At 31.6% G+C, this 13384-nt stretch carries 10 protein-coding genes and 1 riboswitch; of the genes, 3 read left to right on the plus strand and 7 right to left on the minus strand.

Annotated features, from left to right (window positions below):
- The first annotated feature begins 43 nt into the window (after positions 1-43).
- Together KVH43_RS01200 and feoB are read left to right on the plus strand one after the other, a co-directional pair.
- Positions 44-265, plus strand: a complete 222-nt coding sequence (locus KVH43_RS01200) for a FeoA family protein (protein WP_218283116.1) — start codon at positions 44-46, stop codon at positions 263-265.
- Between the two features lie 21 nt (positions 266-286).
- Positions 287-2146, plus strand: coding sequence for a ferrous iron transport protein B (gene feoB, locus KVH43_RS01205; RefSeq protein WP_218283117.1), 1860 nt, complete (start codon positions 287-289; stop codon positions 2144-2146).
- A gap of 47 nt (positions 2147-2193) precedes the next feature.
- Here feoB and KVH43_RS01210 read toward each other — a convergent pair whose 3' ends face one another.
- From KVH43_RS01210 to KVH43_RS01225, 4 genes are all read right to left on the minus strand, one after another.
- On the minus strand, positions 2194-2451 hold the full coding sequence (locus KVH43_RS01210; protein WP_218283118.1) for a hypothetical protein: 258 nt from the start codon (positions 2449-2451) through the stop codon (positions 2194-2196).
- A 47-nt stretch (positions 2452-2498) separates the two neighbouring features.
- Positions 2499-3053: a hypothetical protein gene (locus KVH43_RS01215; RefSeq protein ID WP_218283119.1), complete on the minus strand. Its 555-nt coding sequence runs from the start codon at positions 3051-3053 to the stop codon at positions 2499-2501.
- 129 nt (positions 3054-3182) lie between these two features.
- Positions 3183-4031 carry a pantoate--beta-alanine ligase gene (panC, locus tag KVH43_RS01220; RefSeq protein ID WP_218283120.1) on the minus strand — a complete coding sequence of 283 codons (849 nt, stop codon included), beginning with the start codon at positions 4029-4031 and terminating at the stop codon, positions 3183-3185.
- A gap of 48 nt (positions 4032-4079) precedes the next feature.
- Positions 4080-5750, minus strand: a complete 1671-nt coding sequence (locus KVH43_RS01225; RefSeq protein WP_218283121.1) for a formate--tetrahydrofolate ligase — start codon at positions 5748-5750, stop codon at positions 4080-4082.
- A 441-nt stretch (positions 5751-6191) separates the two neighbouring features.
- On the opposite strand from KVH43_RS01225, the gene KVH43_RS01230 reads away from it, so the two are divergent.
- Positions 6192-6962 carry a CAP domain-containing protein gene (locus tag KVH43_RS01230; protein WP_218283122.1) on the plus strand — a complete coding sequence of 257 codons (771 nt, stop codon included), beginning with the start codon at positions 6192-6194 and terminating at the stop codon, positions 6960-6962.
- 195 nt (positions 6963-7157) lie between these two features.
- A riboswitch (cobalamin riboswitch) is annotated at positions 7158-7336 on the minus strand.
- Positions 7337-7401: 65 nt separating this feature from the next.
- Here KVH43_RS01230 and KVH43_RS01235 read toward each other — a convergent pair.
- The 3 genes from KVH43_RS01235 to KVH43_RS01245 all read right to left on the minus strand — a co-directional run bounded on the left by KVH43_RS01235 (position 7402) and on the right by KVH43_RS01245 (position 13376).
- Positions 7402-8763 (minus strand): sodium-dependent transporter, encoded by a 1362-nt coding sequence (locus KVH43_RS01235; protein ID WP_218283123.1) that lies wholly within the window; start codon positions 8761-8763, stop codon positions 7402-7404.
- Positions 8764-9283: 520 nt separating this feature from the next.
- Positions 9284-11602, minus strand: a complete 2319-nt coding sequence (locus tag KVH43_RS01240) for a DNA topoisomerase (RefSeq protein ID WP_218283124.1) — start codon at positions 11600-11602, stop codon at positions 9284-9286.
- 88 nt (positions 11603-11690) lie between these two features.
- Positions 11691-13376: a glycosyl hydrolase family 18 protein gene (locus KVH43_RS01245; protein WP_218283125.1), complete on the minus strand. Its 1686-nt coding sequence runs from the start codon at positions 13374-13376 to the stop codon at positions 11691-11693.
- Between the last annotated feature and the right edge of the window lie 8 nt (positions 13377-13384).

The following is a 13384-nucleotide window of genomic DNA, read 5'->3' on the forward strand; positions in this document are numbered from 1 at the left end:
GTATTTGTATTAATTATTATTACTATATATAGGAGGTATCCCTATGACACTTGATTTAATTGCAAAAGGTCAAAAATTAGAAATCGTTCATATTCCAGATTCATCTATTCGTGCACAAGCTATACGTTTAGGCATTTATGAAGGAGCAAAGCTAGTATGCTCAGAAAAACTACCAGCAGGTCCTGTAATCCTTCAAAATAGAATGCAAGAAATCGCAATCGGAAGAAATTTAGCAAAAAAAATAGCTGTTAAATCTATCGCTTAATTGCCCTGAGGAGGTTTTTCAATGAGTTATCACAATCCAATAGAAAATATGTCCATACCAAAAGATACAAAAAAAATCGTATTAGCTGGTAATCCTAATGTTGGAAAATCTGTTTTCTTTAATGCATTAACTGGTATGTATGTTGATGTTTCAAACTTTCCCGGCACAACCGTTGATATAAGCATGGGAAAATATAAAGATGCAGTTGTCATGGATACTCCAGGGGTATATGGCGTATCCTCTTTTAATGATGAAGAAAGAGTTGCAAGAGATGTTATTTTATTTGCAGATGTCATATTAAACGTTGTAGATGCAGTTCATCTAGAAAGAGACTTGTTTTTAACGCAACAAATTATAGATATGGGAATTCCAATGGTAATCGCTTTAAATATGATGGATGAAGTAAAAAGAAATGGTCTTAAAATCGATATAAAAAAGCTTTCTGAAGAATTAGGTGTTGAAGTTATTCCTACAACAGCAGTAAAAAAAGAAGGAATCGAAGAGATAAAAGCTGCTTTGAATAGAGCAAAGCCTGGAAATCATATTCCTAAAGTAAAAGACTTAATGGATAAAGTAATTGATTATGTGGACGTACAAGCAGAAGCACTTCTTGTTGTAGAAGAAGATGAAAATGTATTAAAAAGACATGATCTTGAAAATAATTATGGAGAAAGAGAATATATTTATAAACTGAGAAGAGATCGTGTAGACAAAATAGTAGAAGCTGTCATATCTGAAACAAACAAAGGAGCTTCTTTTAAAACAAAGCTTGGAAGATGGATGTTAAGTCCTATAACAGGTATACCTATATTGTTCTTAGCACTTTTTATCACTTATAAATTAATTGGGGTATTTGTTGCACAAACAGTAGTAGGAATCACAGAAGAAGTGATTATGGGTAAGTATTATTATAATTTTATTATGGATATCATGACAAGCTTTGTAAGCGAATCTAGTTTTATAGGAAAACTCCTTATCGGAGAGTTTGGAATCCTTACAATGGCTCCTATTTATTTATTTGGTCTATTACTTCCTTTAGTAGCAGGGTTTTATTTTATCCTTTCCATAATGGAGGATTCTGGATATCTCCCTAGAATTGCTGCTTTGGTAGATAGACTCCTTACATTCTTCGGTCTTAACGGAAGAGCTATTATTCCAATTATTCTTGGATTTGGCTGTGTAACAATGGCAACGATTACAACCCGCCTATTAGGTTCAAGGAGAGAGCGTTTTATTGCAACCATGCTTTTAGGATTGGCTATTCCATGTTCTGCACAGCTTGGTGTTATTGCAGGCCTCATCGCTCCTCTTGGTGCAAAAATGTTTTTACTATATGCTAGCACTATTTTTATCGTATTTGTTCTAACTGGAACAATTTTAAACAAGATTATGCCTGGTGAATCTACGGATCTATTAATAGATCTTCCCCCTATTCGGGTACCTATTTTAAAAAATGTAATTAAAAAGACATATTTAAAATCAAAAATGTTTATATTAGAAGCTGGTCCATTGTTTGTTTTAGGTGCTGTGATTATTACCGTCATGGAGCATACTGGTGTATTAAACTTAATTTCAGATGCTTTAGCACCTATCACAGTTGGTTTCTTAAAGCTTCCTAAAGAAACTGCTCAAACCTTTATTATGGGAATTATCAGACGTGATTTTGGTGCAGCAGGTCTTAGTACCTTAGTTCAGCAAGGTCTTTTAAATCCATTACAAGTAGTTATATCATTAGTTGCTATTACTTTATTTGTACCTTGTATTGCAGCTATCATGGTTATCTTTAAAGAAAGAAGCTGGCAGGAATCTGCTCTTATATGGATAGGTAGCTTTATCATTTCCTTCCTAACAGCAGGATTCCTTGCACAAATCGTATTATAAAAATTATCAAAATGGCTATCTCAAAATAATGAGATAGCCATTTTATTCTATAATCGCTTTTTTATATTCCAATACACGACCCAAAGCAGTATAAAAATTCCTGTATTGAATAATATAAAACGCCTATAAGAAAAACCTCTTTTTTGTATGATTTCAGCAGGAAGCTCTATATTGGCTTTTTCTGACAGCTGAACTGATGCATCAGATATAAAATAAATAGTATCTGCTCTTTCTCCTAATCCATCAGCGTAAACAGTTAAATTTAAAATCATCCAAATACTCAATAATATACATAAATTTCTCATAAATGCTCCTCTTTTCTTTATAGGAAAAGAGCCCTTTCATTGAGCTCTTAACCTTCTAATTGTGCTGCAAAACACCAATTATTATTTTCTTTTACAAATTTTAGCTTATATGCATAAGTTATATTCTCATAGTTTTCTGTAACATCTACATAAGCAATTTCTTCACCATCATATGTAATATTAGAATATGTCAATTCTTTTAATTGTCCCTGTCCATTATCTACAATAATATTTTTTAACCTATATAAGCAAAATTCTTCTGGTATATTTCTTTTATATATTTCGCTTGACATAGTATAAATAATTCTTGATGCTTCCCTTCGTTCAAGATTTCCTTGAGAGGTTCTCAACACGATTTCCTTCCATAAATCTAAAACATGATTGAGGTCATTAAGATTTGCTATCTCTATAGGTGGTAATTCCTCTACTTCTTCTAATGCTTCTTCCGTATCCTCATCAGTTTCTTGCTGGGAATATGCTGCATAGCTCTGGACCTGTGCTCTATCACACAAAGAATCTCCCACAAATATACCCAATAATCCCCCTAACATAGTAAAAGTGAAAAAGATCAAAACACCTACTGCTACATTTTTACTATCCACAATCTCACCTCTTGTATCTTTTCTTGCATTCCTATGTACATAGTCTATCATAATACGTCATTTTTTTCATTATATTATCGTAAAAATATAGCAGCTTTAACATACATAATTTAAGCTATATGATTTGACTTAAGATATTTTTATACATATATTATCAATCAATCTTGTATTTCCAAATTTTACAGCAAGTGCAATCAATACCTCTCCATTTAGAATTTTTATATCTTCTAGGTTTTCAGCATCTACAACCTCTACATAGTCAATATTGGCTAAAGGCTCTGTTTTAATATTATTAACAATAAATTCCTTTATTTTTAAAGCATCTCTCTCTCCATTTTCAATCATATCCTTTGCTTTAAATAAAGACTTAGATAAAATTAAAGCTGACCTTCTTTCTTCTTGACTCAAATATGTATTTCTTGAACTTAATGCCAATCCATCTTCTTCTCGTACTATAGGACAAGGAATAATTTCTATATCCATATTTAAGTCTCTTACCATTTGCTTGATAACAACTACTTGCTGTGCATCCTTTTGTCCAAAATAAGCTCGATGAGGTGCTACTATATTAAATAATTTACAAACTACTGTGGTAACCCCTTTAAAATGTCCCGGTCTTGATACACCGCATAATTTATCAGTTATTTTATAAGTCTCTACATACGTATTATAACCTTTTGGATACATCTCAGCTACAGAAGGATGAAATAGTATATCCGCTCCAGCACTTTGAGAAAGCTTACTATCTCTTTCTAATTCACGAGGATAGCTTTCATAATCTTCACCTTCACCAAATTGAGTTGGATTAACAAATACACTCACTACTACAAAATCATTTTCCTCTTTTGCTTTTCGAATCAATGATAAATGCCCTTCATGAAGATATCCCATTGTAGGAACTAATCCAATTTTTTTCCCTTCTCTTTTTTCTTTTTTAATTATCTCTCTTATTTCTTTCACAGTTTCAACAACAAACATCTTTTCTCCTCCTAATTCCTAAAGGCTTAAAACAGCTCTGTTAACACTTTAGAATAATCCTATTATTTTACCATCTTCTAAAATATCCATATTATTAGCAGCAGGTATCTTTGGTAAGCCCGGCATAGTCATAATATCTCCTGTTAATGCTAATAAAAATCCTGCACCTGATGATATTCTAACATTTTTTACAGTAATTTTAAATCCTGTTGGTTTTCCAAGTAGTTTTGGGTCATCTGATAGAGAATACTGTGTTTTTGCTATGCACACAGGCATTTTATCTAAGCCTAGCTTTTCATACTTTTCAATTTCCTTCTCTGCTTTAGAAGTAAAATCAACTCCATCTGCACCATATATTTCTTTTGCAATGATTTCGATCTTTTCTTTAATAGGAAGACTTACATCATAAAGAGGTTTAAATTTTGCCTTTTTTGATTCACATAAAGCTACAACCTTCTTAGCAAGCTCTATACCACCATCTCCTCCTTTTGCCCAAACATCCGATAAGACGACTTCTACTCCTAACTCTGCACATTTTTCTTCAATAAGATTCATTTCTCTTTCTGTATCTGTAGGGAATTTATTAATAGCAACCACTACAGGAACACCAAATTTTCTTACATTTTCAATTTGCTTTTCTAAATTTCCAAACCCTTTTTCTAATGCTTTTAAATTTTCATGATTTAGCTCACTCTTAGGAACACCACCATGATTTTTAAGAGCTCTAGCTGTTGCAACTATTACAGTAGCATCAGGACTTAGTCCTGCAAATCTACATTTAATATTAAAGAATTTTTCCGCTCCTAAATCTGCACCAAATCCAGCCTCTGTTACAACATAATCCGAAAGCTTAAGACCAATCTTTGTAGCCATAACACTATTGCATCCATGTGCAATATTTGCAAATGGTCCTCCATGAATAATGCTAGGTGTATTTTCTAAGGTTTGTACTAGATTTGGCTTAATTGCATCCTTTAATAATAATGTTAAAGCCCCTGTTGCATTTAAATCATCTGCTGTTACAGGCTCGTTGTCATATGTATATCCTACAATCATTCTAGCTAATCTTTTCTTCAAATCATCTAGATCATTAGCTAAACAAAGTATTGCCATAATCTCTGAAGCTACAGAAATATCAAATCCATCTTCTCTTGGAACGCCATTTGTTCTTCCACCAAGACCCACTACAATATTTCTTAATGCTCTATCATTCATATCTAAGCATCTTTTCCATGTAATTCTTCTAGGATCAATATTTAATGAATTCCCTTGCTGTAGATGATTATCTAAAAGAGCTGCAAGTAAATTGTTTGCTGTTGTAATAGCATGAATATCTCCTGTAAAATGAAGATTAATATCATCCATAGGTACTACCTGTGCATATCCACCACCTGCAGCTCCTCCTTTCACCCCAAAAGAAGGACCTAATGATGGTTCTCTAAGTGCTGTAATAGTTTTTTTACCAAGCTTATTTAGTGCCATGCTAAGTCCTATATTCGTTGTTGTTTTTCCTTCCCCTGCTGCTGTTGGATTTATAGCTGTAACCAATACAAGCTTTCCATCTGGCTTATCTTTTAATCTTTCATATACATCTAAAGAAATTTTCGCTTTATATTTACCATATAATTCTAAATCATCTCCTGTAAGACCTAGTTGCTTTCCTATCTCTAATATAGGAAGCATTTTTGCTTCTTGAGCTATTTGTATATCCGTTTTCATAAAAACACCTCCATAAAATGTGCATTTTTATCAAATTGTACCATATAATTCGTAACTTCACAATTATTATTTGAAGCAAAATATTGAATGTTCGCATTTTTAATTATATAGGGATCCAACTTCAAAATGAAATATAAAGAACAGTTCATTCCAGATAACTTTTGAAAAAGCTTACTTAAATGCAAAGAAAAGAGCAGCATCATGCTGCTCTTTTCTTATAATGAGTTGTGGGTGGGAATAAGGTGTATTTAAAAGTCATATGACTTTTAAATGAAATGGATTTGTTTTCGTTTATATTTTTTCCAAATCTATTCTATTTATACCTATTTGAATTATTTTTTTGATATATTTTTCTTAATTTTTCAATAAAACTATATTTTGTAATTTTATAACATAAATGTTTTTATCCATACAGTAAATACTATTATTGAGGTGATAAATATGAAAAAAATATTATCAATACTAATTTTATGTGTCTTATTATTCTCTGGTTGTACTACTCCACAGCAAAAACCAAATGAAATGCCTAAAACTTCATCTATTTTTGAAAAAGGCAAAGTAGAAAAAATTAAGATTACAAAAGACAATGCATCTTGCCGTTTAGGACAAGGCAATAGCTATCCTTCAATAAAAAAGCTTCCTAAGGGAAACATCTATAACGTTGTCGGTCAGCTTGGAGACTGGTATGTAGTACAAACGGAAGATGGAAAAGTCGGCTGCGTCAATCCTTCTGATGCAAAACCAGAGGTAGAAAGTCCTAAAACAACCACTCCATCTGCTCAGCCTAACCTAACTAGTAAAGATCAGCAAAAGGAAAATATTTCAAGACTTACTGATGATGAGCAGCAAATGTTTAACCTTATCAATAAGGAACGCACAAAAAAAGGATTAAAACCATTAACACTTGATATATCAGTAACAAATGTAGCCAGATTAAAATCTCAGGATATGATAGACAATAATTATTTTAGCCATAATTCTCCTACTTATGGCAGTCCTTTTGATATGCTAAAGCAATTCGGCATTAAATACCTTTCTGCAGGTGAAAATATTGCTGGAAATCCTTCTGTAAAAAATGCACATACTTCTCTTATGAATTCAGAAGGACATCGAAGAAATATTTTAAACCCTAACTTTACTCATATTGGTATTGGTATAAAAAACGGGGGAAAATATGGAAAAATCTATACACAAATGTTTATACAAAGATAAAAAAAATAATCTCCCATGATTGAGAGATCTTAAAAATTAGAGGAAAAATTTTTGAAAAATCTAACTAGACCTTTTTAAAAAGATAGCAGATAGATTTTCTTTAAGAAATATAATAAAACCCTGTCGGAAGACAGGGTTTATTAGCTTAATATAGATCATACAATCCTAACTAATTCCTCCCCTTCCCACCGAAGGTAGTAACTTAAACTATAGGCAGGTCTCCTGACTTATGAATCAACCTACTACCTCTGCCTTCCCGTTTTCACAGTGGCAATAATGAGGCTTCGTCATCACTTACAGTAGCGGGGGCTGTGACGGATTTTCACCGTACTTCCCTATTAAACCTAAATGGTACCTAAAGCTTCATATTCATTTACAGTAAAATACTAACATTTTTATACTAAATTGTCAACAACCTATTTCAATAAAATATTATTTATTAAAAGGCTGCCATAATTGAACGTATAAATACAGCTCCTATAGCTAATGGTCCTAAATATTTAATTAAGAAAACCCAAACTGAAGCTAAGCTAAATTCTCTCTGACCATCGTTTGTAGCTTCTTTGACTGCACGATCTGTTCCCCATATCCAGCCTACAAATATACATAATAAAAGTCCTCCTAATGGTAGTAATACGTTACTTGCAATAAAATCATACGTATCAAAGAAACCTCTTTCTCCAATTATTTTAATATGTTCCCATACTCCAAAAGACAATGAAGCTGGTATTCCTACTAAAAATATTATGATTGTCATAGTAATAGTAGCTTTTGCTCGCTTCCACTTCCATTCATCAACAACATATGCAACACATACTTCTAATAATGAAATAGAAGATGTTAATGCTGCAAACAATACTAATAAGAAAAATATCACCGCAAACAATCCACCTAAGGGCATTTGTGAAAATACTGCTGGTAGTGTTACAAACATAAGTCCAGGTCCTGCTGCTGGCTCAAAACCAAAAGCAAATACTGCTGGCAACGTAGCAATTCCTGCAAGTAAAGCAACTGCTGTATCAAGCACAGGAATAGCTATTGCACTTTGAATAATATCTGTATCCTTGCTTAAATAACTACCATAAGTGATCATACAACCCATACCTAAACTCAATGAAAAGAATACCTGGCCTAATGCATCAAGTATAACCGTAGGCGTAATAACTGAAAAATCTGGTACAAAAAGGAATTTTAATCCTTCACTAGCACCTGGCAAAGTTACAGAACGTAAAGCAAGTAATATAATCATAACAAACAAAGCAGGCATCATAATTTTACTAGCTTTTTCAATACCTCCACTAATACCACCAAATACAATAATTAAGTTTAGCACCATGAATATTGCATGAAAAATAATTGGTGTTCCAGTACTAGAAATTAACCCTCCAAACATATTTCCTAAAACTTCAGCATCTGTTACATGCAAAGCACCTGTTAATGCTTTAAATAGATAACTAAGAACCCATCCTCCTACAACACTATAAAATGAAAGAATTAAAAATCCTGCTAAAACTCCTAGTGCACCTACCCATGCCCATTTCTTTCGAATTTTCCTATATGCACCAATTGCACTTACTTGCGTATGCCTTCCTAAAGTGATTTCCGCAAGCATTAAAGTAAATCCTACTAAAAATAATATAATAATATATACAAGTACAAATGCACCACCACCATTTTTTCCAGCAACATAAGGGAATTTCCATAGGTTTCCTAGTCCTACCGCTGAACCTGCTGCAGCTAAAATAAATCCCAACTTAGATCCCCATTGACCCCTATCTTGTTCTTTGTTCAAATTAGTCATGTTTTGCCCCCTTTTCTTTTTATTAAAAATAAAGCTTCTGTCCCTCCTTTCCTTTGCAAAAAGCATTGTTACCATGAAAATGTATATAATTATGTGTATTATATTATAAAGAATATTATGTTACAATTTTCGGATTTTTCTATATATTTGTATTATATTGTTTTTTCTAACGCTTTCTTAATATTTCTCTCTCATTCAAACAATCTCTTCTTTATTAAATTAAAGTGTTAATATAAGTCTCTACTCCTGATATAGGTAAAAAACATCAACATAAAAAAAGAAATATATAAAGATAAGTGAATGACTTCGATAACTTTTGTAAAAAAACTTACTGAAATTTCATAAAAAATACGTTAAGAACCTTCATTGTTTGAACGAAGTGAGTTTTGAAGGTTTAGTATTTTTTCATGGAATGAAGTTTTGTTTTTTCAAAAGTTATCTGGAATGAACTATCTTTTATATTTCATTTTGAAGTTGGATCCCTATATAAATAAAAATGATTAAAAGCAAAAATAAGCTTTTAATCATTTTTATTTATACGTGTTACATTCTTCAGTTCTAATCTACCAGTCTTATCTTCTCTAAATTCAAGAGACGCTTTACATTTTTCATGAGTCTGTGGTAGAACAATATCTATATCCTTTATAATTCCTTTCTCTAATAGTTCCTTTATTATTTCAGGTGTCAACTGCTGTCCATACATCTTAAGACTATCCTTCCAGACAGTAAACTTGCACCCTTCCCTCCAATTACTACAATAGAATGCTTTCCTGTTTTCTAATATTTGTCCATCCTCACATGCAATACAAGAACCTAATGCTTTGTTTATTTTTGGTTTAGACTCTATTTTTCCACTGCTAATCATCTTAGAAAAAGTACTTGAATTATTCCTGTAATAACTCAATTTCAATACCTTTTGTGTATTTTTTCTTATATAGTTTTCCAATTTTTCCATATACTCATCAGGCATAATTTCTCCATTCGCAACCATCATTAATCCTTTTTCCCAGCTTGCAGTGAGTGCCGGATTAAGAAGAGATGAAATAGAGCTATTCACCACATCATAAATCATTTCTCCCATTTGTGTAGGCGTTAATATTTGTGTTTTTTTATTTAACTTAATATATCCAATCTTTTGTAGTTTTTTTAGTATCTCAGCTCTTGTAGCACTAGTTCCTATACCACTTCCCTTAATTTGCTCTCTTAGCTCTTCATCTTCAATAAGTTTTCCTGCATTCTCCATTGCCAAAATCATAGAACCAGAATTATATCTTTTTGGTGGAGCTGTTTCCCCTTCTTTTATTGTAAGATTCTGGATTTTAACATATTGTCCCTTCTTTAATTTTTTAAGTGCTTCTACACTTTTAAGCTTATTATCTTTTTCCTTTTTACCAGCATTTATTATTTCTAAATATCCTTCCTCAATACATACTTTTGAAGATGTAAAAAAACGTTCTGATTGTACTTTGGTAATAATAGATAATTTACTAAACACTGCTTGAGGATAAAAAATTGCTAAAAAGCGACGCACAATAAGTATAAATATCTTTTTAGCCAGATCAGATAATTTATTAAAATTAGAAAGGCCTTGTCCTGTAGGAATCATAGCATAGTGATCTGTAATAGCTTTGTCATTCACATATTTTGTTCTTTCCAAGCCCTTATAAAGCTTTTCATCTGCTATTTTCTTTATAAAGCCATTCACTTTTTTATCTTCATTATCTAAATTGCAAACCTTGCTCATATTTAAAAGCCCTTTGATATTTTTATCGATTTCTTTTGCTACCGCCTTTGATAAAACCCTTGCATCTGTCCTCGGATAAGTCAACATTTTCTTTTCATATAACCCTTGAACAATCTCTAATGTTTCATCTGGACTTAGCTTTAGCTTTTTTGCACATTCATTTTGTAGTTCAGCTAAATTGTATAATAATGGTGGATTTTTTTTCTCCTTCTTTCTTTTCACTTCTTCTATAATCGCTGTACTTTCACCTTGATCTTTTAACTCTTCAATGAATTTTTCAGCTTTTTCTTTTTCTTTAAATCCAATATCTTTAAACAATAAATTTGATAGATGGTAATTTGAACCCTCTACCGCTTTCCATTCCCCATCATACACAAGAGAATCTTTAAACTCAAATGTAGAGATAATCTTATAAAAAGGTGTTTTTACAAACGATCTAATTTCCCTCTCCCTTTGAACGATCATGCCAAGTACACAGGTCATTACTCTTCCTACTGCAATAACTACATATTTTTTCCCTAATTCATTACTAATCCTTCTACTATAGATTAAAGTTAATAATCTTGAAAAATTGATGCCGATTAAATAATCTTCCTTCGCTCTTAAATAAGCTGCATCTGATAGCTTATCATATTCTGATAATGACTTTGCATTTTTTATACCTTTTCTAATTTCTTCTTCTGTTTGAGAATCAATCCATACTCTTTTTTTATCTTTATCCTCCACATGAACCATTTTATCTACTAACCTATAAATATATTCTCCTTCTCGTCCAGAGTCAGTACATACATATATCGTAGCTATATCTTTTCGTTTCATTTGTTTTTTTACAATATCAAATTGCTTTTTTACACTTTTTATGACTTCATATTTATATTCCTTTGGTAAGAAAGGAAGATCTTGTAATGACCATTTTTTAAATTTAGGATCATACTTTTCAGGATAGCTCATATTTACTAAATGTCCAACGCACCATGTAATAACTGCATCATCTGATTCTATAAAGCCATCGCCTTTTCTTCCTTTTATATTCAACACTTTTGCAAATTCTATTGCTACACTTGGTTTTTCCGTTATAAATAGTGCTTTACTCATTCTAACACTCCAATTCAAATATTATTCAAAGTATTTCGCTATCCTTTCAATATCAAAATCTCTTACATCTCATCAAGGGAGCTTTGCTCTATTCATTAAACCCTAATTCTACATAAGTTTTTCCTTTTTTTATTATCTCTTGTAAAACAGCCCAAACCTTTGCATCTTCATATCCTCTTCTCCACGCAGCAGTCCCTGCAAGATCATATTTTTCTACTAAGCTCAGCTTTAATGCAATAGAACGAGGATCTTCAAGCCATATCTTATATACTGCTCCATCTTCATTATATTGGGCATAATACTGGCCTGCTTCTTCATTCCATATAATTGTAGCATTTTTTTCATCAATTATTTTTTTTGCATATGTCATAGAAATGGCTTTTGATTCTACCTTTATCTTTCCAAACTCATCCTTATATTCTTTCCACCTTCTTGTATAAAAAGGCAAACCTAATAAAATCTTTTCTTGTGGAATAGATTTTAAACTATTTACAACCCCTTTTTCAACCCATCCTATAGATGCTACAGAACCGCTCACAGGACTAGATGCCCAGTGTTCATCATATGTCATTATCGCCATATAATCTACAATTCTTCCTAAAGCCTCCCTATCATAAACCTTAGACCATCTTTTACTTGTAGATGGAACCGTTATATCCATAGAAAGAACAATGTTTTGCTTCTTTGTATAATCTTTTAATTCTTCAACAAACTGCACAAGCTTTGCCTTATCTTTATAATATATATTTTCAAAATCAATATTAATACCATCCAAATCATAAAGACTAGCATAAAGAAGTAGCTGTCCTATAACCTTCTTTCTTAACTTATCATTATTTAATATGACCGAAGTCAATTTTGGATCAAAGCTGTTATTCACAAGCCCCCATACCTTATAACCCTTTTCATGAGCTTCTTTTACATAAGCTTTATCTGCATTGTTTATGACTTTTCCTTCATCGTTTACAATACTAAACCAAGTAGGTACAATTACATCTAAAGCTGCTATTTTACTTTCCTTTGATAAATCTTTAGATTTTTCGTGAACATATTCCCATACAATATTTATTTTCTGACCATTCTTATTAAACTCTTCCCTCTTTTTATTCAACTTTTTATCAATAAAGCTTTCTTCTTCAAAAGCCCTAATATTTTCTTTTTCAACAAATCCTACTACCCCTTTATCACTTCTTACTTTGTAGAAATTTTCCTCTTCTCCAAAGATTTTTACAACATCACCTTTCTCTAGCTTTTTAAAGCCGAAAACATCATCTGTTTTTATTTTAGCTTCCTCTATCAATTCTCCAAGTATTGTTTTTTGCGCAAAATAATCAATAATAACTGTTTTTGTATCTTCTATATACTGAATATCTATCTCAAATATTTTGCTCAATAAATCAGCTTGTACATAAACAACATCTTTTATTTTTTTCGTAGGCACATTTATACAAATTTCGTTATCCTTTATAAAATCTGATAAACTATCATCTTCTAATACAATATCTCTATTTTTCAAGTCAACAAAAACTCTTTTGTTATTTTTATCCAAATAAATATCTTCATATAAATAATCCTTTACAACATCATAAGGAATATATATACCCGTATGATCTAAATAAGGCTCTTTTGCATCATTTATTTTTTGATCTTCAATTATCAAGCTAATTTTCTTATCTAAAATAGAATTTTCCTTTTTCCATTCTAAAATACCAAGCATCGCCCCTAAAGTCATAAAGGTTATCATCAGTACTACAATAATATTTTTATTTTTCATTTTATCCC

This window comes from Crassaminicella indica (assembly GCF_019203185.1).
GTDB lineage: Bacteria > Bacillota > Clostridia > Peptostreptococcales > Thermotaleaceae > Crassaminicella > Crassaminicella indica.